The organism is Flavobacterium dankookense (genome assembly GCF_004362665.1).
In the GTDB taxonomy this organism is placed as follows: Bacteria; Bacteroidota; Bacteroidia; order Flavobacteriales; family Flavobacteriaceae; genus Flavobacterium; species Flavobacterium dankookense.
Map to the genome: position 1 here is coordinate 217,935 of NZ_SNXR01000011.1, position 22,982 is coordinate 240,916.

The 22,982-nt window shown below is 32.0% G+C and carries 20 protein-coding genes; 6 read left to right on the plus strand and 14 right to left on the minus strand.

All coding sequences use genetic code 11. From position 1 onward, the window contains the following. Positions 1 to 121 precede the first annotated feature (121 nt). On the plus strand, positions 122 to 796 hold the full coding sequence (locus BC748_RS02130) for a hypothetical protein (protein ID WP_133531812.1): 675 nt from the start codon (positions 122 to 124) through the stop codon (positions 794 to 796). On the opposite strand, the gene BC748_RS02135 is transcribed toward BC748_RS02130, so the two are convergent. The 3 genes from BC748_RS02135 to BC748_RS02145 form a co-directional block, all read right to left on the minus strand. Further along, the gene (locus BC748_RS02135) at positions 788 to 1,147 is read right to left on the minus strand and encodes a DUF1304 domain-containing protein (RefSeq protein WP_133531813.1); all 360 of its coding nucleotides are present in this window, start codon (positions 1,145 to 1,147) and stop codon (positions 788 to 790) included. The genes BC748_RS02130 and BC748_RS02135 overlap by 9 nt on opposite strands. A 6-nt stretch (positions 1,148 to 1,153) precedes the next feature. After that, positions 1,154 to 2,533, minus strand: a complete 1,380-nt coding sequence (rimK, locus tag BC748_RS02140; protein ID WP_133531814.1) for a 30S ribosomal protein S6--L-glutamate ligase — start codon at positions 2,531 to 2,533, stop codon at positions 1,154 to 1,156. A 99-nt stretch (positions 2,534 to 2,632) separates the two neighbouring features. Beyond that, positions 2,633 to 5,179, minus strand: coding sequence for an ATP-dependent Clp protease ATP-binding subunit (locus BC748_RS02145; RefSeq protein ID WP_133531815.1), 2,547 nt, complete (start codon positions 5,177 to 5,179; stop codon positions 2,633 to 2,635). A 265-nt stretch (positions 5,180 to 5,444) separates the two neighbouring features. On the opposite strand from BC748_RS02145, the gene gyrA reads away from it, so the two are divergent. Then, a complete protein-coding gene (gyrA, locus tag BC748_RS02150) occupies positions 5,445 to 8,060 on the plus strand; it encodes a DNA gyrase subunit A (protein ID WP_133531816.1) in 2,616 nt (871 codons plus the stop codon). A gap of 15 nt (positions 8,061 to 8,075) precedes the next feature. Beyond that, positions 8,076 to 9,389: a tetratricopeptide repeat protein gene (locus BC748_RS02155; protein ID WP_133531817.1), complete on the plus strand. Its 1,314-nt coding sequence runs from the start codon at positions 8,076 to 8,078 to the stop codon at positions 9,387 to 9,389. Positions 9,390 to 9,439: 50 nt separating this feature from the next. Here BC748_RS02155 and BC748_RS02160 read toward each other — a convergent pair whose 3' ends face one another. The 3 genes from BC748_RS02160 to BC748_RS02170 are packed head-to-tail and all read right to left on the minus strand — an operon-like array spanning position 9,440 to position 14,314. Beyond that, positions 9,440 to 11,659, minus strand: coding sequence for a M20/M25/M40 family metallo-hydrolase (locus BC748_RS02160; protein ID WP_133531818.1), 2,220 nt, complete (start codon positions 11,657 to 11,659; stop codon positions 9,440 to 9,442). Between the two features lie 47 nt (positions 11,660 to 11,706). Continuing rightward, complete coding sequence (locus BC748_RS02165) at positions 11,707 to 12,123, minus strand: thiol-disulfide oxidoreductase DCC family protein (protein ID WP_133531819.1); 417 nt, start codon at positions 12,121 to 12,123, stop codon at positions 11,707 to 11,709. Between the two features lie 16 nt (positions 12,124 to 12,139). Next, complete coding sequence (locus BC748_RS02170; RefSeq protein WP_133531820.1) at positions 12,140 to 14,314, minus strand: endonuclease MutS2; 2,175 nt, start codon at positions 14,312 to 14,314, stop codon at positions 12,140 to 12,142. A gap of 84 nt (positions 14,315 to 14,398) precedes the next feature. Here BC748_RS02170 and BC748_RS02175 point away from each other — a divergent pair, with 84 nt between their 5' ends. Beyond that, positions 14,399 to 15,067 (plus strand): uracil-DNA glycosylase, encoded by a 669-nt coding sequence (locus BC748_RS02175; RefSeq protein ID WP_133531821.1) that lies wholly within the window; start codon positions 14,399 to 14,401, stop codon positions 15,065 to 15,067. A 3-nt stretch (positions 15,068 to 15,070) separates the two neighbouring features. Here BC748_RS02175 and BC748_RS02180 read toward each other — a convergent pair whose 3' ends face one another. The 8 genes from BC748_RS02180 to BC748_RS02220 all read right to left on the minus strand — a co-directional run bounded on the left by BC748_RS02180 (position 15,071) and on the right by BC748_RS02220 (position 21,183). Further along, the gene (locus BC748_RS02180) at positions 15,071 to 15,661 is read right to left on the minus strand and encodes a hypothetical protein (RefSeq protein WP_133531822.1); all 591 of its coding nucleotides are present in this window, start codon (positions 15,659 to 15,661) and stop codon (positions 15,071 to 15,073) included. 10 nt (positions 15,662 to 15,671) lie between these two features. Continuing rightward, positions 15,672 to 16,238 (minus strand): DUF3575 domain-containing protein, encoded by a 567-nt coding sequence (locus BC748_RS02185; RefSeq protein WP_133531823.1) that lies wholly within the window; start codon positions 16,236 to 16,238, stop codon positions 15,672 to 15,674. A gap of 123 nt (positions 16,239 to 16,361) precedes the next feature. After that, positions 16,362 to 17,297 (minus strand): transglutaminase-like domain-containing protein, encoded by a 936-nt coding sequence (locus BC748_RS02195; protein WP_133531824.1) that lies wholly within the window; start codon positions 17,295 to 17,297, stop codon positions 16,362 to 16,364. A gap of 17 nt (positions 17,298 to 17,314) precedes the next feature. Next, positions 17,315 to 18,166, minus strand: coding sequence for a substrate-binding domain-containing protein (locus tag BC748_RS02200; RefSeq protein ID WP_133531825.1), 852 nt, complete (start codon positions 18,164 to 18,166; stop codon positions 17,315 to 17,317). A gap of 94 nt (positions 18,167 to 18,260) precedes the next feature. Beyond that, positions 18,261 to 18,815, minus strand: a complete 555-nt coding sequence (locus BC748_RS02205; RefSeq protein WP_133531826.1) for a GNAT family N-acetyltransferase — start codon at positions 18,813 to 18,815, stop codon at positions 18,261 to 18,263. A 92-nt stretch (positions 18,816 to 18,907) separates the two neighbouring features. Then, positions 18,908 to 19,774, minus strand: coding sequence for a nucleoside phosphorylase (locus BC748_RS02210; RefSeq protein WP_133531827.1), 867 nt, complete (start codon positions 19,772 to 19,774; stop codon positions 18,908 to 18,910). Between the two features lie 38 nt (positions 19,775 to 19,812). Next, positions 19,813 to 20,145, minus strand: coding sequence for a translation initiation factor (locus tag BC748_RS02215; protein WP_133531828.1), 333 nt, complete (start codon positions 20,143 to 20,145; stop codon positions 19,813 to 19,815). An 84-nt stretch (positions 20,146 to 20,229) separates the two neighbouring features. Then, positions 20,230 to 21,183, minus strand: coding sequence for an isopenicillin N synthase family dioxygenase (locus BC748_RS02220; RefSeq protein ID WP_133531829.1), 954 nt, complete (start codon positions 21,181 to 21,183; stop codon positions 20,230 to 20,232). 225 nt (positions 21,184 to 21,408) lie between these two features. On the opposite strand from BC748_RS02220, the gene pyrR reads away from it, so the two are divergent. Together pyrR and BC748_RS02230 are read left to right on the plus strand one after the other, a co-directional pair. Then, entirely contained in the window at positions 21,409 to 21,942 is a 534-nt protein-coding gene (pyrR, locus tag BC748_RS02225; protein ID WP_133531830.1) for a bifunctional pyr operon transcriptional regulator/uracil phosphoribosyltransferase PyrR, read from the plus strand. A 101-nt stretch (positions 21,943 to 22,043) separates the two neighbouring features. Beyond that, on the plus strand, positions 22,044 to 22,973 hold the full coding sequence (locus BC748_RS02230) for an aspartate carbamoyltransferase catalytic subunit (protein ID WP_133531831.1): 930 nt from the start codon (positions 22,044 to 22,046) through the stop codon (positions 22,971 to 22,973). The last annotated feature ends 9 nt before the right edge of the window (positions 22,974 to 22,982 follow it).

Here is a 22,982-nt window from a genome sequence, read left to right on the forward strand (position 1 = left end):
AGTTAAAAATAATTACACGTGTGTTTTTTTATTTTTTTATACGTTTTTATAGTTTTATGATTGATTTGTTGGTGTAAAATTTTTGGCATGAATTTAGTTAAGATCTTCTTAAACTAATTTTATGAAACCAACTAAATATTTTCTTTTGATTATTGTTTTCTTATCTTATATGAGCTGTAGACAAACTGATGCTGTTCCGTATTTTGGAATTGATTTTTTGTTTAAAGAACCTCAGTCAATAAACGATATAGAATTGAAACATTTTCCAAATAAACTTATCGGAAGTTATATTAATCAAGATTCTACCTATCTAATTATTACAGATAAAGTGATATGCAATAAATGGATAAAAAGAAATAATGTAAGTTTATCTGAATTTGATTCGGTAAAAGATAGTGTCAAAATTATTGGCAATAGAATGTATTTATTGGATAGTAAAAAGTTTTTCGACTTCAGAAAAGTAAAAGATTCAATTGAAATTACAGATACTTATTATGATACTATATTTTCAATTTCAAATTTTAATAAAGCAAATAAAATTAAAGGAGCATTTGTTTTAAACACCAAAGATTCAATTTACTGGAAGATTAAAGTTTTATCATTGGATAAAAAGAATTTAAAACTAATGACGCTTGTTTCGGAAGATGATTTAGCAAGAATAGATTCTTTGTCAAAAATTAAAGTGCAAAAAATTGATTCAACTAGAAATGTAATTGAATTATCAAAAGCAGAATTCAAAAGAATGTTGACTTTAAAAAATTTAGGACATATTCAGGAATACAAAAAGCTAAACTAAAAAACTCAAAATCCCCAAAATAGCAGGAATAGCTTGTACAAAAAATATTCGTTTGGAAGCCGTCATTGCACCATATATTCCAGCGATTAAAACACAGACTAAAAAGAATAGCGCTACGTTTTTACTCCAAGTAACATCAATAATCAGTAACGACCAAATTAATCCTGCGGCAAGAAATCCGTTGTACAAACCTTGATTGGCAGCCATAACTTTTGTTTTTTCAAATTGATCTTCGGGTATAGTTTTGAAAACCTTTTTTGCTCGAGTTGTCCAAGCGAACATTTCAAGCCATAGGATATAAAGGTGTAAAACAGCAATAAATCCGACGATAATTTGAGAAAGTAAGTTCATAGTTATTTAGATTTCTTGTTTTACTTTAAAATTCTTTTCAATTGCTTTAATCATTTCGCCAGCAATGTCTTTATTGGTTGCACCTTCAATTCCTTCTAATCCAGGAGATGAATTTACTTCTAACAAAAGCGGACCTTTTGAAGAACGAATAATATCAACTCCAGCGACTTTCAAATCCATTGCTTTTGCAGCTTTTATTGCAATTCTTTTTTCATCTGCTGTTGGTTTTATAATCGAAGCTGTTCCGCCCATGTGAATGTTGGCTCTAAATTCTCCTGGCGCAGCTTCACGTTGGATAGCGGCAACTACTTTACCGTCAACTACAAAAAGACGCAAATCTTTTCCATCTGCTTCTTTGATGAATTCTTGAACTAAAATATTGGCATTTAAGCTTTTAAATGCATTAATTACCGATTCGGCTGCTTTTTTAGTTTCTGCTAAAACAACACCTTTTCCTTGAGTTCCTTCTAAAAGTTTTACAATTAATGGCGAACCACCAACCATTTTTATCAAGTCATCAGTATCTAGAGGTGAATTGGCAAAACCAGTTGTTGGAATATCAACACCATTTCTCAGAAGCAATTGCAATGAAAATAATTTATCTCTTGATTGTGTAATGGCAGCAGCGGAATTCAAACAATAGACTTTCATCGCTTCAAACTGTCGTGTTAAAGCACATCCATAAAAAGTAATACTTGGACGTATTCTTGGAATAATAGCATCAAAATTGTCTAATATTTTTCCACCTCGATAATGAATTTCAGGTTTGTCGGCATCGAGTTTCATATAACATTCTTTGATGTTCAAAAAATGCATTTCGTGACCACGCATTTCTCCAGCTTCCATAATTCGCTTGTTGCTATACAATTCGGGATTACTAGCTAACAAACCAATTCGTAGTCCAGATTTGTTTATAATGGCGTTTACGTATAGACTTTTAAGATTTTCAGTTGTTGTTTGTCCTAAAAGGTATTTTTGTTCTGGATCAACTAAAATTCTACCGCTCATGGCTTCTCTACCTAAAAGCATTCTGAAACCCATCGAATCTCGATTGGTCAATGTCATTTCTATTTCCCAAATGTCATTGCCAATAGCCAAATTAGTTTGGATAACATAACGTTGTTCTCTAAAACCACTTGAGCTTTTAACGATACGTTTGTCAATTAGTTTTGCTTCACAATGAATAACCGTTTTAAGATTATTTTGAATTGGATTGATGTCAAATTTTACCCAATTTTCACTGTCTTTAATGAAAGGCGCAATATTTATTGCATGAAGCGCAGAAGTTTTTGCACCTGAGTCTACTCTTGCTTTAATGGCAGGAATTCCTAGTTCAGGAAATGAACACCATTCTTCGGAACCTAAAATGATTTTGTTTTGTGGCATTTTTTTAAAAATTAAACCATTAAAAAATTAAGTTTTATTAAGTACTCTAAACTTAATTATCTTAATTTCTTAATGGTTTTAAATTAAAATATTTAATTTTTAATTTGTTGGGTTCTCTGCCTTTTGAATGGTAACGGTCAACTCTTGTGAAGTTTCGTCTAAATCCATAAAGATTTCATCACCAGATGCAATTTTAGAGGTAATAATTTCTTCAGCTAAAGCATCTTCAACATATTTTTGAATAGCTCTTTTTAATGGTCGAGCTCCAAATTGTTTATCAAAACCTTTTTCTGCAATAAATGCTTTCGCACTATCAGAAAGATTTAATTTGTATCCAAGTTCAGCAACACGAGCATATAATTTTTTCAATTCGATTTCGATGATTAAATCAATATCATGTTTCTCTAATGCGTTGAAAACAATCACATCATCAATTCTATTTAAGAATTCAGGAGCAAAGGTTTTCTTAAGAGCATTTTCAATAATACTTTTTGAATTGTCATCCGCTTGAGCCACTTTTGCAGCAGTACCAAAGCCTACACCTTGACCAAAATCTTTCAATTGACGTGCGCCAACATTAGATGTCATGATGATAATCGTATTTTTAAAATCAATTTTTCTTCCTAAACTATCGGTCAAATAACCATCGTCTAAAACTTGCAACATCATATTAAAAACATCAGGATGTGCTTTTTCAATTTCGTCAAGAAGCACAACGCAATATGGTTTTCTTCTAACTTTTTCAGTCAATTGTCCGCCTTCTTCATAACCAACATATCCTGGAGGTGCGCCAATTAATCTTGAAATAGCAAATTTCTCCATGTATTCGCTCATGTCTATACGGATTAAAGCATCTTCAGAATCAAATAGTTCACGAGCAATAACTTTTGCCAATTGTGTTTTTCCAACTCCAGTTTGACCTAAAAATATAAATGAACCAATTGGACGATTTGGATCTTTTAATCCTGCACGATTTCTTTGGATAGAACGAGCAATTTTAGTAACCGCTTCGTCTTGACCAATTACCTTTCCTTTTATTAATTCAGGTAAATGAGCCAGTTTATTGCTTTCTGTTTGTGCAATTCGGTTGACTGGGATTCCAGTCATCATTGAAACAACATCAGCAACATTATCTTCGGTGACACGAATTCTATTGTTTTTAGAATCTTCTTCCCATTGTTCTTGAGCAATAGCTAAATCTTTTTCCAAACGCTTTTCGTCATCGCGAAGTTTTGCTGCTTCTTCATACTTCTGTTTTTTTACAACTGAATTTTTTAATTCACGAATTTCTTCTAATTGACGTTCTAAATCCAAAATTTGCTTTGGAACATCAATGTTAGTAATATGAACTCTTGAACCAGCTTCATCCAAAGCATCAATAGCTTTATCTGGAAGGAAACGTTCCGACATGTATCTGTTTGTTAATTTCACACAGGCTTCGATAGCTTCTTGAGTGTAAATAACGTTGTGGTGATCTTCATATTTATTTTTGATATTATTCAAAATTGTAATTGTTTCTTCAACCGAAGTTGGTTCTACGATTACTTTTTGAAAACGTCTTTCTAATGCACCATCTTTTTCAATATATTGTCTGTATTCATCTAGTGTTGTTGCACCAATACATTGTATTTCGCCTCTTGCTAATGCAGGTTTGAACATATTAGAAGCATCTAGTGAACCTGTTGCTCCGCCAGCACCAACTATTGTATGAATTTCATCTATAAAAAGAATAATATCATCATTCTTTTCTAGTTCATTCATCACAGCTTTCATTCTTTCTTCGAATTGTCCACGATATTTTGTTCCAGCTACTAATGAAGCTAAATCAAGCGTAACAACACGTTTGTTGAAAAGAATTCTCGACACTTTCTTTTGGATAATTCGCAAAGCTAAACCTTCAGCAATAGCTGATTTTCCTACTCCTGGTTCTCCAATTAATAATGGATTATTCTTTTTTCTACGGCTAAGAATTTGAGAAACACGCTCAATTTCTTTTTCACGACCAACTACAGGATCGAGTTTTCCTTCTTCTGCCATTTCAGTTAAATCACGACCAAAGTTATCTAAAACAGGTGTTTTTGATTTCTTGTTGGTTTTGTTGGCAGGATTGTTGAAGTTTCCTTCTTTTAAGCTGTCATCTTGACTGGAATCATCGTTATATGACTCGTTTTTTGGCAAATTATCCATAAAATCTTCTTCTTCGTTTGGTGTCATATTTATATATTGTTCTTTAACTAAACTATAGTCAATTTTTAGACGATGGAGTAGTTTGGTTGTTGGGTCGTTTTCATTTCTCAATATACATAATAGTAAATGAGCTGTGCTGATAGAAGAACTTTGAAAAACTTTTGCCTCAAGAAAAGTAGTTTTTAATGCACGTTCGGCTTGACGAGTTAAATGAAGATTTTTTTTCTCATTACTAACTTCAACATTAGGACTAGCAGGACTTAAAATCTCTACTTTTTTTCTTAAATGCTCTAAATCTACTGAAAGATTATTCAATATCGTAATCGCTTTTCCGTTTCCATCTCTTAAAATTCCGAGCATCAGATGTTCAGTTCCAATAAAGTCATGCCCTAATCGTAGCGCTTCTTCTTTACTGTAAGTGATTACATCCTTGACTCTTGGTGAAAAATTATCATCCATAGCAATATAATTTTTGTTAAGTAAATTTAACTAATTGAAATGACTTATTCAAAAATCATTCCTTTAAAATGTACTGTCAGCTAATAGACAAAAAAAAAGCCAATAATAAAAGTAGTTAGACAAGTATTTTATTAACCAAAAAAAGTCCCTATTTTGTTAATAAATCGTTGAAATTTGTGAGCTAAAAAAGACTTCAAAAACTATAAATATTCTATATTAGCACGTTTTGAATTTAATCTAATTTTTTATTAATAATTTATAAAATATGTCTGACGGAGAAAAGTTAATTCCTATTAACATCGAAGATGAAATGAAATCAGCATACATCGATTATTCGATGTCTGTTATTGTCTCAAGAGCATTACCTGACGTTCGTGATGGTTTGAAACCAGTGCACAGAAGAGTATTATATGGAATGTATGATTTAGGAGTTTTTTCAAATAGAGCTCACAAGAAATCCGCAAGAATTGTTGGAGAAGTTTTGGGTAAATATCATCCACACGGAGATACATCTGTTTATGACGCTATGGTTCGTATGGCACAAGAATGGAGTTTACGTTATTTATTAATTGACGGACAAGGTAACTTTGGTTCTGTTGACGGCGATAGTCCAGCTGCAATGCGTTATACCGAAGCCAGAATGAAAAAAATGTCAGAAGACATTATGGCAGATATTGACAAAGAAACAGTTGATTTTCAATTAAACTTTGACGATACTTTGTATGAACCAAAAGTAATGCCGACAAGAGTTCCAAATCTTTTGATTAATGGTGCTTCTGGAATTGCAGTTGGTATGGCTACAAACATGGCACCACATAATTTGACTGAAGTTATCGATGGAACAATGGCGTACATTGATAATAATGATATAGAAATTGATGAATTAATTACTCATATAAAAGCACCAGATTTTCCAACAGGTGGAATTATATATGGTATGGATGGTGTTCGCGAAGCATTCAAAACTGGTCGTGGAAGAATCGTTATTCGTGCTAAAGTAAGTTTTGAAGAATCCAACGGAAAAGAAGCAATTGTTGTCTCTGAGATTCCTTATCAAGTGAATAAAGCAGACATGATTAAGAAAACCGCAGATTTAATTAATGAAAAGAGAATTGAAGGTATTTCCAATATTCGTGACGAATCAGACAGAAACGGAATGCGAATCGTTTATGAATTAAAACGTGACGCTGTTCCAAACGTTGTTTTGAATACATTATATAAATTTACACAGCTTCAATCTTCTTTTAGTGTAAACAATATTGCATTGGTAAACGGAAGACCACAAATGCTGAATGTGAAAGACTTGATTCATTATTTTGTTGAACACAGACATGATGTAGTTGTTAGACGTACACAATTTGAATTACGTAAAGCTGAAGAAAGAGCTCATATTTTAGAAGGTTTAATTATCGCTTCAGATAATATTGATGAAGTAATCGCATTAATTCGTTCATCTAAAGATGGAGACGAAGCAAGAACTAAATTAATTGAGCGTTTTACACTTTCTGAAATTCAAGCACGCGCTATTGTTGAAATGCGTTTACGTCAATTAACTGGTCTTGAGCAAGATAAGTTAAGAGCAGAATATGAAGAAATCATGAAATTAATTCAACACTTGAAAGATTTATTAGCAAGTAAAGAATTAAGAATGGCTTTAATTAAAGAAGAATTAGCAGAAATCAGAGATAAATATGGAGATGCTCGTCGTTCAGTTATTGAATATTCTGGTGGAGATGTTAGTATTGAAGATCTAATTGCTGATGAAAATGTAGTTATTACTATTTCTCATGCAGGTTACATTAAACGTACCAATCTTTCGGAATATAAAACACAAAATCGTGGTGGTGTTGGACAAAAAAGTGCTGGAACAAGAGATCAAGATTTCTTAGAGCACATGTATGTGGCAACAAATCATCAATATATGATGTTCTTTACTCAAAAAGGAAAATGTTTCTGGATGCGTGTTTATGAAATTCCAGAAGGAAGTAAAACCGCCAAAGGAAGAGCTTTACAAAACCTAATCAACATTGAAAATGATGATAAAGTAAAAGCATTTATTTGTACACAAGATTTAAAAGATAAGGATTATACTAATAGTCATAATCTTATTATGGTGACTAAAAAAGGTCAGGTGAAGAAAACATCTCTTGACAAATATTCAAAACCTAGAGTAAATGGTGTTGCAGCAATCACTATTAAAGAAGGAGATGAATTATTAGCTGCAGAACTTACAGATGGAAACAGCCACATCATGATTGCTGTCAAATCAGGAAAAATGGTTCGATTTGAAGAAAGTAAAACTCGTCCGATGGGAAGAACAGCTTCTGGAGTTCGTGGAATTACTTTAAAAGATGAAACAGACGAAGTAATTGGTATGGTTTCTGTAAACGATATGGAAAGTGAAATATTAGTTGTTGCAGAAAATGGTTATGGAAAACGTTCAAGCATCGACGAATATAGAATTACAAATCGTGGTGGAAAAGGAGTGAAAACCCTAAATATTACCGAGAAAACAGGTAAGTTAATCTCTATCAATTCAGTTACAGATGCGGACGATTTAATGATTATTAATAAATCAGGACTGACTATCAGAATGGCAGTTGAAGATTTACGAGTAATGGGAAGAGCAACACAAGGAGTGAAGTTGATAAACATTAAAGGAAGCGACTCAATTGCAGCTGTTACTAAAGTAATGAAAGATGACGTTGCAGAAGTAGTTCTAGATGAAGACGGAAATGTTATCGAAGGAGAAGTTATCGAAAGAGTTAAACCAGTTCTTGAAATTCTTGAAGATGAAGGAACAACTGACGACGACGATGACGACGATATTGAAGAAGAAGAAATCGAAGACGAAGAGTCGGAAGACGAGGATGATGAATAATTAAAAATTAATATTATGAAAATAAAACACATTGTATTAGCTTCGGCAATACTAGTTTCTGTTTCATCTTTTGCTCAGAAAGATGAGTTAAAAAAGCTGAAAAAGATTTATGAAAAAACTGCTCCAACAGTTAATGATGTATCAGAATATAAAGCAACATTAAATGCATTGCAACCATTAGCAACGGCAGAAAGTGATGTTGTTTATTATGGATTTTATAAAGCAATGTCGCCAATTGTTGAGATTATGTCGTTAGGTTTAACTGCAACACCACAACAAAAAGCTCAAATTGCTACTCCAAGTGTTGTTTCTGAAGTTGAAAAAGGCCTTAACGCTACTTTGGACTATGAGAAGAAAGTTGGTAAAAAAGTTTACACTGATGACATTTTAGCTAAAATTGCACTTTTCAAACCTGAATTATTAAATGCAGCTATTGCTCTTGGTGATGCCAAGAAGTATAAAGAATCGGCTAGCCTATTGCATTCAATATATCAATTAGATAAAAAAGATGTTGATATGCTTTTCTATGCAGCAGGATATTCTGTAAATGCTGAAGACTATGAAAAAGCAATTGAATATTACAATGAGTTAAAAAAGATTAACTATTCAGGAGAGTCAATAATTTATTTTGCTACAAACAAAACTAGTAAAACTGAAGAGTCTTTTGGAGATAACAAATCACTCCGAGACATTTCAGTTAATAGTGCAAAAACACATGAAAAACCACGTGATGAAAAAACACCTTCAAAACGAGGAGAAATTTATAAAAACATTGCATTGATTTTAGTTCAAAAAGGCAAAACACAAGAAGCTATTTCTGCTGTTCAAGAAGCCAGAAAAGTAAATCCTGATGATGAATCGCTGTTGATGACTGAAATGGATTTATATTTAAAAATGAATGATTTCGATACATATACAAAATTAGTAAACGAGGCATTGGCTAAAAATCCAAATAATGCGGATTTAGTTTTCAATCTTGGAGTTGTTGCAGGAAATGCTAATAAATTAGACGAAGCTGAAAAACATTATAAAAAAGCTATTGAAATTAACCCAAATTATTTTAATGCCTATTTAAATTATTCAGAATTAAAATTAAGAGCTGATGAAAAGTTTGTTGAGGAAATGAATAAATTAGGTACTTCAGAAAAAGATAACAAAAGATACACTTTCCTAAAATCTGAAAGAGAGAAAAACTTTAAATCAATTTTACCTTATTTAGAAAAAGCTTATGATTTAGAGCCAACAAATGATGCAGCAAAAAAGACTTTGTTAAGTGTTTATAATGCTCTTGAAATGACTGATAAATATAAAGCTTTGAAAGCAAAATAAAATAGGTTTATTAAAAAAAAAACTCCGCAATTTGCGGAGTTTTTTGTTTTTTAAAATTTTACTTTTACAATCATTACTTGACCTTTTCTTAAAAAAGTTACTTCTTTTTCATCACCAGAATTTAGTTTTGCTAAACATTCCATATAAGTATAAACCTCTTTAATATTGCAATCTCCAATTTTTGTAATTACATCTCCTGCTTGAATACCTGCCAACTGTGCAGGTCGATTTTCAGTTACTCCATCAACATGCAATCCATCACCATGATCTGTATAATCTGGCATTATTCCTAGTGTGACTTTGTATTTAGGAACAATTTTTTCTGCGTTTATTTTGGTTTTAGTAAACTCAATAGTTTTCAAATCAGCAATTGAATTTACTGTTCTAAAAACATAATTTACTATATTTTCTACACCATAATAATTGATTTTGTCCTCGTCATCGCTTGGTTTATGGTAATCGGTATGCGTTCCAGTGAAGAAAAATAAAACTGGAATATCTTTCAAATAGAATGATGTATGATCCGATGGACCAATTCCACCAGTTTCTTGTGTTATCGTAAATCCTGCGGGCTTATTTTTTTCTATAATTTCTGGAAATGATGGAGAAGTGCCAGTTCCACCAATAACTAGTGCTTTTTTATCGTCAAGTCGTCCAATCATGTCCATGTTTATCATCGCTTCAACATTTGGATATAATTCTTTTAAAGTAGCAGCCATTTGTTTAGAGCCAATTAATCCATCTTCTTCACCAGAAAAAAGGGCAAAAATATAGTTGGCATTTTCCTTTCTCTTGTTTTGTGAAAACATTCTCGCTAATTCTAAAACTCCGGCAACACCAGAAGCATTATCATCTGCACCATTATGTATTTCTCCTTCTGAATTCATTTTAGTAGAGTGATGATGTTCATTTAATCCAAGATGGTCATAATGCGCTCCAATTACAATTGTTCTTTTGGCACCATTATCAAGATAGCCAATAATATTTGTTCCTGTGTTTGGTTTTCCTTTCGAAATAGTATCATGAGGATTTAATCTAACGTTATAATTGAAAGTTTGTTTGAACGTTTTATCATAAGGTTTTAATTCTAATTTTTTAAATTCTTTTTCAATATAATTTCCAGCTAATTTTTCTTCTTTTGAACCTGTTAATCTTCCTTTTAATTCATCTGATGCTAGATAGGTGATATGTTTTTTTAGTTTTGAAGCATTGGCATTTTCTACTTCATCTGTTTCAATCCAATCCGCTATAAAAACATTGGTTTCTCTTGGTTTGTCTTGTTGACGATTACTTGAAAAAACTAATTTTTTTCCATCTGGTGAGAACATAGGAAACGCATTAAATTCGCTTTCGTAAGTGATTTGTTTTAATCCAGTTCCATCTGTATTAATCATATACAATTGGAAATCATAACCTCTTGTAGCATGATGATTCGAGGCGAAAATTATCTTTTTATCTGATGGATGAAAAAATGGTGCCCAATTTGCTTTACCTAAATTAGTAACTTGTTTTAAATCTGTGCCATCAATATTACAAGTATATATTTCCATATTGGTTGGAGCCACAAGATTTTGGGCTAATAGATCTTTGTATTCTTTAATGTCTTTTTCAGTCGTTGGTCTAGATGCACGAAAAACTAATTTTTTGCTATCATGCGAAAAAAAACAACCGCCATCATATCCTAATCCTGTAGTAACTTGTTTTAAATTTGAACCATCAATATCCATTGTCCAAAGTTCTAAATCGCCACTTCTGATACTTGTAAAAGCAATCTTTTTTCCATCAGGAGAAACAACTGCTTCGGCATCATAACCGGGAGAATTTGTTAATTGCTTTGTTATTTTTCCATCTAAACCAGCGATATAAATATCAAATTCGGGATAAATTGCCCAAAGATATTTTCCATCAGGCGATTTTGGTGGAATTGGACAAACATGGCTCGCTTCGTGTGTTGAAGCATATAAAATATGTTTTCCGTCAGGCATAAAATAAGAACACGTTGTTCTTCCTTTTCCAGTAGAAATAAGTTTTAAACTGTTGAAGTCAACGTCTGGTTTTGTTACATCTAATGTATAAATTTGGTCACAAGGAATTCCTTTATCATTATTTGTGACTTGCAATGTTAACGATTTACTATCTGGACTAAAGTAAGCCTCAGCATTATCTCCACCAAATGTTAATTTTTTTATATTTTGAAGATTTTTTTCTTGACCAAAAACTATTGAAGTTGTGATAAAAATGGTTAATGAAAGTAAATTTTTTAATTGCATAATTTTTATATTTTGATTTGTAAAAGTATAAATTCAAACGAATTATTTTATAAAAACTTATTTAAAATTGCTGCTGTTGGCATCATACAACTTTCTTTTTTGCCATACCATTTATACCTGTTTTTGGCAACAAAGTCATAAAAGTAATTTCCAATTGTTCCTTTTGGAATTAAAAACGAGACTATCTGATTCCAAGTGCCGAGTTCACTCACGATTTTTTTTATTGCTTCAGCTTTGTAATAGTAGGCTTTGTTTGGTTCGTAGAGAATAATACTATCAACGTTTCTATCTTGAATTCCTAGATGTTTAATTATTTTTTGTCCTAATGCTGATTGCAAAGCAACAAATCGGAATAGGTCATTCTTATCATGTTTAATGATGAATTGAACAGAGTTGTCGCAAAGATTGCAGACGCCGTCAAAAAGAATTATTTTTTTATCTACAGGTAATTCGGTTAGTTCCATTTTTGTTATGCTGAATTTATTTCACTACGGGTTGTACAAATTCTAATTCCTCCATGCTTACTTTTGAAGTGAAAATTCCATAATTAACTACAGCTTTATTTTTCTCAATTTTATCAATAGTTCCAACGGATTTTCCATCTATCATTCGAACTCTATCACCAATTTTTAGAATCACTTTTGGTTTAATTAGTTCGATTTCTTTTTTCTTCTGTTTTATTTCTATTTTCTTTTCTCTTATTTCTTCAACCTTAACTTTAACCTCTTGTTGTGTAATTTTTTGTATTATTTCTTTTTCCTTTTTTTCTTTAACTGTTGCTTTCTTTCTTTTGGAATTTTCGATTTCAACAATTTTTAAAAACTCACCAATCAATACTTTTTTGTCTTTGTTGTTAAAATACTTCTCGGCAATATCATCTAGCTTTTGACCAATATAAATAAGTCTTTGATTGGAATCGTAAAGTTCTTGATAACGCTCCAATTTATCCTGAATTTTAGCATTAATCGTCTCCATTTTTTTGCTTTCTTCTCGCGCTTTACTTTCTTCTTCTTTTAAATTTAGTGACGTTTTTTCCAATTTCGAACGTTCTTTTTGTAGCGTAGCAATTGTTTTGTCAAAGCGAACTTTTCCACCTTCGATTTTCTTTTTTGCTCGATTTATCAATCCATATGGAATTCCGTTTTTTTGAGCTACTTCAAAGGTGAAAGAACTTCCGGCTTGTCCCAAAATCAGTTTGTACATTGGTTCCAAAGATTTTTCGTCAAAAAGCATATTAGCATTGGACGCAAAAGGCAATTCATTAGCTAAAATTTTTAGATTGGAATAGTGTGTCGTTATGATTCCAAATGCTTCTCTATGATAAAATTCTTCCAAGAAAGTTTCTGCCAAAGCACCACCAAGTTCTGGATCAGAACCTGTTCCAAATTCATCAATTAAGAAAAGCGTTTTTGAATTACATTTTTTTAAGAAATAATTCATGTTTTTCAATCGGTAACTGTATGTACTTAAATGATTTTCAATGGATTGATTGTCTCCGATGTCGGTAAGAATTCTATCGAATAAAAACGTTTCGCTGCGTTCGTGTACCGGAATTAATATACCACATTGAAGCATTAACTGCAATAATCCAACAGTTTTTAGTGAGATGGTTTTTCCACCAGCATTTGGACCAGAAATGACTATAATTCTACTTTCGTTATTTAATTCAATGGTTTGAGGAAATGTTTTTTCTTTCTTTTCTAAATTGTTTAAAAATAGAATAGGATGGAAGGCATCTCTGAAAAAAAGTCTTTTTTCTTCAATAATAGTTGGTAAAATACCATTTATTTTTCTTGCATATTTTGCTTTAGCAGCGATAACATCAATGTCACTAAGAAATTCTTGATACTGTTTTAAAAGCGCAACATGTGGACGAATTTCGTTTGATAATTTTTTTAGAATTCGTGTAATTTCTTCTCGCTCTTCATATTCTAGGTTACTTAATTCTCTGGAATATTTCAAAGTAGTCTCAGGTTCAATATAAGCAATACTTCCTGTTTTTGAACTACCTAAAATGGAACCTTTTACTTTTCTACGATACATTGCCAAAACGGCTAAAACTCTACGATTTTCAACAAAACTTTCCTTGATATCGTCTAAATATCCAAGTGAATTGTATTGTGACATTGCCTGACCAAAACTTTGATTTACTTTGCCTCGAACAACACTCATGTCTCTGCGAATATTGATTAAATCAGGTGAAGCATTGTCTTTTATTTCTCCATATTTATCGACTACTTCATCAATTTTTTGGATTATATATTTTGTATAGTCAACTTGTGTTGCTTTTTCATTCAGTTTGGGATAATAGTCATTGAATTTTTTAAAGAAAAGCAATAAAACATTTACGGTTTCTGATAGTGTTGCAATTTTTCTAAAACTTCCAACTTCTAAGAAACTGTCTTCAATACTTAAAAATTTAATATCATTAGTTATGTTATCAAATCCATGATTTGGAATAGCATTATTATTCGAAAACGATGATAAATATTCCGACGTTTGAAGTAATACATCTAATAATGTTTCCTTGTCTTTGAATGGAATAATTTCCAATGCTTTTTCCTTTCCAATTTCTGTGTTGCATCGTTCAGAAATGGTTTGTAAAACAGTTGTAAATTCTAAGTCTTTTAATGTTTTATCGGTTATCGAAATCATGAAATCTTTGTCTTTGCTTCAAAGTTACAAAGGATAAAATCCATATTGAAATAGAAAACAGTATTTTTGGTAAAATTTTAAGAGATGTTTATAAAAATTAATTCTTCTTGGCAAAATTTACTTTCGGATGAGTTTGAAAAGGACTATTTCAAGGAGTTGATTACAGCTGTTGATGAGGAATATAAAAATCATATTTGTTTTCCTTCCAAGGAATTAATTTTTAGCGCTTTTAATCAATTTGATTTTGAAAATCTCAAAGTGGTAATAATTGGTCAAGATCCATATCATGGTGAAGGTGAAGCTAATGGATTGTGTTTCTCAGTGAATGATTCAATAAAAATTCCACCTTCATTGATAAATATTTTTAAAGAAATAAATTCAGATTTAGGTACTATTTTTTTGCCAACTTCAGGTAATTTAGAGCGATGGGCAAAACAAGGAATTTTACTTTTAAATGCAGGTTTAACCGTTAGAAAAGATATTCCAAATAGTCACAAACATTTGAAATGGAATGTATTCACGGATGCTGTAATCAAGAAAATTTCAGAAGAAAATGAGAATGTAGTTTTTTTACTTTGGGGAAATTTTGCAATTCAAAAAGAGAAATTAATAGATGTGTCTAAACATAAAATCTTAAAATCAGGACATCCATCACCGATGAGCGCTAATCAAGGGAAATGGTTTGGTAATAAGCATTTTAGTCAAACAAATGATTATTTATCATCTATTGGAAAAAAACAAATTGATTGGTAATTTCTAATTTACGTTAAAAAAGAAATAGCCATTATTGTCTAAGTTCGCCAACGGACTATTGATGTTTAATGTAATTTCTTTTGGATTATTTATTGAACGTAGCTCAACAGAATTGATAGATTCGCTATTGTATCCAAAACTCAAGCGATAGTTTCCAGTTGAAAGAAGAGGAAATCCAACATTATATTCATAGGTTTCGTCTACAGAATTGTATTCACATTTACCATAAACATAAGAACCATTTTGCGCACTTCCTTTAATAATTTGAAGCTGGGAATCATTTACAAAAACAGTTTCCCATTCAGTTTCATTAACTCTTTTCTCAATTACATACGAAAAAGCATAATTTTCAGCATTTCCAGTTGTAGCATATAAATCAAGTAAACCAGTTTGTCCAACTTCGGCTTGAAATCTTGAAAAATCTGCATTGACATAAAGATAATCACCAACATTGTAGTTGACAATTGGGTTATAAGTTACCAAGTTTGTTGTAACGTCAATAGTTGTATTATTATAAAATCCGTCGTCGTTTATATCACAATTTGAGAATAAAAACGCTATTAAAACTACTAGTATATATTTTATTTTCTTCATAACAATTTAATTAAAATCGGTATCCTAAATTAATTCCAACTCTTGATATTTTATCTGGACTTTTGTCTGTATTGGCAAAATTATAACCAAAACCAACTAGTAATTCTAGAGCGAAACTATCATTAAAATACATTTTGTAACCTAAACATGCACCAGCTCCAAAATCAGTATAATTTGATATTTTGGTTGTGTAAATAGCTGTTCCACCATTTTCTTCGCGGATAATTTCTTTGAAATCACCTCCATTGTAGGAACCGAATACTTCGGCAAAATAATATCTTGTTTTACTTTTTGACAAAGCATATCTCACATAAGGATTGAATTCGTATTTTGCTAAGTTATTAGTGTAACCATCTTCAAAATCTTCTGTTAGTTTTTTACTGTCGGAATAGTTAATATTGATACCAACTGAAAAGTCATTTTCAAGAAAACGTTCATAACTTAAACTGATTTTTGATGATAAAACTGCCGATAACACATCAATTCTAAATTCGTTTTTTTTGCTAGAAATGGCGCTTTCTTCTTGTGCATTAGCATAGCTAGTTAATAGTAGTAAAGCAATAAGTATCTTTTTCATTCCAATAGTTTTTTATCAGTAAGCGAATATAGTTAAAAATTAAAAATTACGAATTAAAAATTATCAATTATCAATTATCAATTATCAATTATCAATTATCAATTATCAATTATCAATTATCAATTATTCCAGCGTTAAAGCTCCAAGGATTTCTTCGCTCATAAATGGTCCGCCAGGAAATTTTGCGGTGTAATCTAAGTTCAACCAAATATCACCGCGCTCATCAATATGATAATGAAGTGAATTATTCATTGTTTCTCTCGGAAAAAGAACTTTTTTTATTAAGTAATTTATGGCTTCTAAATCCGTTTTGTTGCCAATATATATTTCTGGATAAATATGTCCTTTAGTGTGAATTAACCTTGGAGTTCCGCCAATTGAGCGAATACAAGCAGCCATCAAAATAGAATGATCATCACAATCTCCCGATAGATATTCTAGCGATTCTGTTGCGGTAGCAATATAATCACTACCTTTTGGGTCACTAACATAATGCCATCTACTATTAATTTCTTTAAATACAGCAAAACATTGAATGATTGTAAAGTATTCATTTTTAAATCCTTTTACTTCTTTGAAATGCTTATTGGTAGCCATTATCGAAAAACTTCTGACTTTTGGATTGTCATATTCTATGGCATTTAGGATTTTATATTTGTTAGGAAAAGGTAATAATTTTGATACTATAATATCTTGTGGATATGGATTGTCAGACATTGCATAAACCATCGAACGATAATCTTCAAAAACACTATTAAAACCATATCCTCCAAAAACAGTTCCAAAAATTAAAAATAAAAAATAGAGAACTACACTAATTAATGTAAGTTTTCGTAATTTTTTTAAAATGAAATGAATTAGAAATATAATCAATAGAAAAAGAAATATTCTATCCAATTGAAGTGACCATTTAATATCAATTAGATTTTGATGACAAATAATAAAAATTGGAATAGTGAAAAGCAAACTCAGAATAAAAATGATAATACTATCCCACGGACTGTCTATCCTAATTTTTTCTTTAAGTTGTTGATAAGAAAGATTTCCAAATTTTATCATAGTGCTAAAGCAAAAAGCTAAACAGCTTTTACTATTTCAGCAAAAGTACCTTTTTTATCTATAATTTTAAGGTCAAAGAGTTGATTTTGAATTTTGTTTAACACTTTTTCTTGCAATGGTTTTTGTGACCATTTTGTGAGCGATAACCATTCGTTGATATCTTCAATTTTTTGGTCAAATTTTGAGGCTAAAGTTCTATCAATACTAGGAATTTCTTTAAACTCAGATGTTGTAGCGTTGATAATTTCCAAAATTCGGCTAATGGTTTGCGGATGTTTTTCTAAAACTTCATTTCTAACCGCAATAACAAAACATGGCCAAGGCGTCGGACAATCCGCTATTCGACGGAAAACACCTTTGTCAACCAATGGTTTAGTCATAAATCGTTCCCACATAAAATAATCGGCTTTTCCTGAAGTTAAAGCTTCAACTGCACCGTCAATCGTGTTTACAATTTCAAATTCAAGTTTTTCGGTGTTCCAATTGTTATCTTGTGCATTCACAAAAGCCATCAAATGTGAACCTGAACCTAATCGAGAAATTGCCGCTTTGGTATTTTCTAAATCGGGAAGTGTTTTAAATTTTGAATTTGCCGCAACGTGAATTCCCCAAATCAATGGACTTTCTACATAAACTTGAACAATAGAACTTGGATTTCCACCAACGATGTCTTTTACAATTCCTTCCGAAAGAATGACAGCAATATCGGTTTCTCCATCGCGAAGCATTTGACACATTTTTCCTGTTCCTTCGGGAATGTCTGTCCATTGTAAATCGATGCCTTCGTTCTCAAATTCGCCATTTTCGACGCAAAGTTGCCACGGTAGATTGAAATGTTCTGGAACGCCAGCTATTTTTATTGTTTTCATTTAGACTTCTTAGATTGTTAGATTGTTGGATTATTAGATAATTGAAAAGAGATAATAGATTTAAGTCTAATCATCTAATTTTCTAAAAATCTAATTATCTATTTTTCATTTGCCACCATTTCCAAGTTACGCCACTTTCATCTGGATAATTTTCCATAAAAGTCATTCCCACTTTTTCTAAAACACGATTGGATGCAGCGTTTTCAGCATGCGTATAAGCGTTCATTTCTTGGATATTCATTTGATTGAAACCATAGTCAAGCCAAGCGATTGAAGCTTCGGTGGCGTAACCTTTTCCCCAAAATTTTGGGTTTAAGCGATAACCATAATCATAAAAATTGGTGTTTCCATTCTCAACATGGTCGTTTACAAACTTTATTCCTGTCCAGCCAATGAATTCGTTGGTTTGCTTTGCCAGTTCGCTATTGCTCGTGTCTTTCAAAATGGTTGCAAATCGACCAATTCCGTTTTCTTGATATTGTTTTTGAACCATTTCAATTATTTTGATGGTTTCTTCAACGGTTTGTGTTGGATTTTGCCAAAGATATTTGTGTACTTCTACTTGATTATCCATAGCAAACATTTCGTCGGCATCAGAAAGTTCTAATGGACGAAGTAGCAATCGTTCTGTTTCGAGAATTAAGTTCATAATTTAAGGTTTTTAGCCCCGATAGAGCCGATATCCTCGCGTAGTTTACGGAGCGAGATAAAGGCGAAAGCGGGAAATAGCTCCAAAAAAAATTATTCAGAAAGTTTTTGTAAAGTATAAGCAATTAGTTCATCTACAGCTTTGTATGGATCGGCGCTAAATGTTCCATTGGCACGATTGGCAATGATAGCATTCAATGACAAGCAATTGTGTCCAAGCAGTTTTCCTAGTCCATAAATGGCTGCAGTTTCCATTTCGAGATTTGTCATTTTTGTTCCTTCAAATTCGAATGCGTCCATTTTGCTGTTGAGTTCGCTGTCCTGAATTTCAAGACGTAAAACGCGACCTTGCGGTCCATAAAATCCGCCAGCTGTTCCAGTGAAACCTTTGTGAAAACGTGGACTTTCGATTTTTTGTTCCAAAGTTTCTGAGCACGATATTACATATGGTTGTCCTTTGCGTAAATCCCAATTGGTTTGGGAAATGAAAGCTTCTTCGAGGTTTTTTTCTGAAATTTCGTCAATTAAATAGGAGCGAAGCATGTTGTCTAATCCAACGGCGTATTTGCTCAACACGAAACTATCGACAGGAATATTGGCTTGTAATGAACCTGATGTTCCAATTCGGATGATGTTTAGCGATGTTAAGTTCTCTTTTGGTTTGCGAGTTTCTAAGTCGATATTCACCAAGGCATCGAGTTCGTTCATCACGATGTCTATATTGTCAGGTCCAATTCCGGTTGACATTACGGTCATTCGTTTTCCTTTGAAGAAACCAGTTTGGGTTTTGAATTCACGTTTTTGAGTTGAAAATTCAATTTTTTCAAAGAATTGCGTGATTTTTTCCACTCGGTTTTGGTCGCCTACGAAGATAATATCGTTAGCAATATGTTCGGGTTTTAGATTTAAGTGGTAAACACTTCCATCTGGATTTAATATTAATTCGGATGATTGTATCATTTTAATTTTTAATTGTTAATTCTTAATTTTTAATTGAATCAGCCGCCAACGCGTTTTGTTTTAAATCCTTTGTCTTGTAGAATTTTCATGATTTTATCACGATAATCTCCTTGAAGGATTATTTCTCCATCTTTGAAACTTCCGCCAACGGCGAGTTTGCTTTTGATTTCTTTGGCTAAAAGTTTAAAATCTTCGTCTTCACCTTCATAGCCTGAGATTATGGTAGTTGGTTTTCCTTTTCGTTTTTCGTATTTGCAAAGTATTGGTTCTTTTTGAACAAATAATTTGTGTGGAGTTTCATCAACGGTTTCTGGTTCGTTGGAAACTTCATGGTCGGGAAATATTTTTTTTAGTTGGTCTTGTAAATCCATAAAATGTAAATTCCAAAAAATTAAATTCCAAATTCCAATGAAAAATTATTGGAATTTGGAATTTTAAAATGAATAGTCTAAACTTTATTTTTTCTTTAATCCTAATTCCACTAGACGTTCGTCAAGGAATTCTCCCGCTGTGATATCGTCATAAAGTTTTGGATTATCTGCATCAATACATTGCTCCAAACAATTTAATTTCATATCGCTAACAGGATGCATAAAGAACGGAATTGAAAAACGCGACGTTCCCCAAAGTTCTCTCGGTGGATTAACCACTTGATGAATAGTAGATTTTAATTTATTGTTTGTATGTCTTGACAACATATCGCCAACATTTATCATCAATTCATCTGGTTCTGCCATGGCATCAATCCATTGACCATCGTGGTTTTGAACCTGTAAACCTTTACCTTGCGCACCCATTAAAAGTGTGATTAGATTGATATCTCCATGAGCAGCAGCGCGAACAGCACCATCTTTTGGCTCATCAGTTATTGGTGGATAATGGATTGGTCTCAAAATTGAGTTTCCATCTTTAATATAATTGTCAAAATAAAATTCGTCCAATCCAATATGAATAGCCAAAGCTCTTAACACATAAATACCTGTTTTTTCAAGCATTTGATACGCTTCTTTTCCAACTTGATTGAAATGAGGTAATTCAGTTACGGTAACATTTTCAGGATATTCGCCCGCATATTTTGAACCTTCAGAAACATATTGTCCAAAATGCCAAAATTCTTTTAAATCGCCAGCTGAACGACCTTTTGCATGTTCTTTACCAAAAGAAACATAACCTCTTTGTCCGCCAATTCCTGGGATTTCATAACTAGCTTTTGTTTCTAGCGGAAGCGAAAAAAAGTTGCGCACTTCACTATATAAATCACTAACTAATTTGTCATCTAAAAAATGACCTTTTAATGCTACGAAACCTATTTCTTCGTAAGCTTTTCCGATTTCATTTACAAACTTTTGTTTACGTGCCGGATCATCCGACAGGAAATCACGTAAGTCAACACTTGGAATTTGTTGCATACTAAAACTTTTTTGTTAATAACTTAAAACGCATTAAAATCAATGCATAGCTACAAATGTAATTAATTTTTAAATACGATTTTTCAAAGTTGTTAACAATTCGTGGCAAAACGATTGCTAATTTATAGGCAAACAATTTGAATATTTCAATTACCAATAAATTTCTACAAGCTAGTTGACACACTCAATAAAAAATACTACTTTTACAACCCAAACAACACTACTATGAGTCAAAAAGTATTGCTCACTTCCAAAGAAGTCAATATCATACTCCATCGTTTGGCTTGTCAGTTAATCGAAAACCATTTAGATTTTTCCAATACTGTTTTAATCGGAATTCAACCAAGAGGTATTTATTTGGCCAATCGTATCAAATTTTTATTGGAAAACGAATATAAAATCAATGGAATACAACTTGGTTTTTTAGATATTACTTTTTTTCGTGATGATTTTCGTAGAGGAGAAAAACAATTAGAAGCCAACAAAACTCAAATTGATTTTTTGGTTGAAGATAAAAAAGTAGTATTTATTGATGATGTCCTTTTTACAGGAAGAAGTATCAATGCTGCGTTAAGCGCCATTCAATCTTTTGGAAGACCATCAGAAGTAGAACTTTTAGTATTGATTGATAGAAGATTTAGTCGCCATTTGCCCATTCAACCTGATTATCGAGGTCGTCAAGTTGATGTTATCAATAATGAAAAAGTAATCGTTTCATGGAATGAAAAGGATGGAGAAGATGCGGTTTATTTAATTTAGACCCGAGCCGAAGGCGAACGGAGCGCAGCTAATTACTAATTAAAAATTACGAATTTTAATTAAAAGAGACAACAACACACAACATACAACACACAACTAAAATGTCTGAATTATCAGTTAACCATTTATTAGGAATAAAGTATCTCAAAAAAGAAGATATTAACTTGATTTTTGAAACAGCCGATCATTTCAAAGAAGTTATTAATCGTCCAATAAAAAAAGTGCCTTCACTGCGAGACATCACTATTGCTAATATTTTTTTTGAAAATAGTACTAGAACAAAACTCTCTTTTGAATTAGCACAAAAACGACTTTCGGCGGATGTAATTAGCTTTTCTGCTGCTCAATCTTCAGTAAAAAAAGGCGAAACATTGATTGATACTGTAAATAATATTCTTTCAATGAAAGTCGACATGGTTGTGATGAGACACGCTAATCCAGGTGCGGCTTATTTTTTATCTCAAAATGTAAAAGCAAGTATAGTTAATGCTGGTGATGGTGCTCATGAACATCCAACACAAGCTTTGTTAGATAGTTTTTCCATAAGAGAAAGATTAGGAGAAGTTGCAGGAAAAAAAGTGGTCATCGTAGGTGATATTTTGCATTCACGAGTAGCACTTTCTAATATTTATGCCTTACAATTGCAAGGTGCAGAAGTTAAAGTGTGTGGACCAAAAACACTAATTCCCAAATTTATCGAAAGTCTCGGTGTTACGGTTGAACCAAATCTTAGAAAAGCATTAGATTGGTGTGATGTAGCTAATATGCTTCGTGTTCAAAACGAACGAATGGATGTGAATTATTTTCCTTCTACACGAGAATATGCACAACAATATGGTGTTGACAAAGAATTACTAAACTCTCTCAAAAAGGAAATTATTATCATGCATCCCGGACCAATCAATCGTGGAGTTGAAATTACATCTGATGTTGCTGACTCGCAGCAATCCGTAATATTGGATCAAGTTGAAAATGGTGTTGCTATACGAATGGCGGTTATTTATCTTTTAGCTTCTAAAATACAACAATAAAAAAGTCCC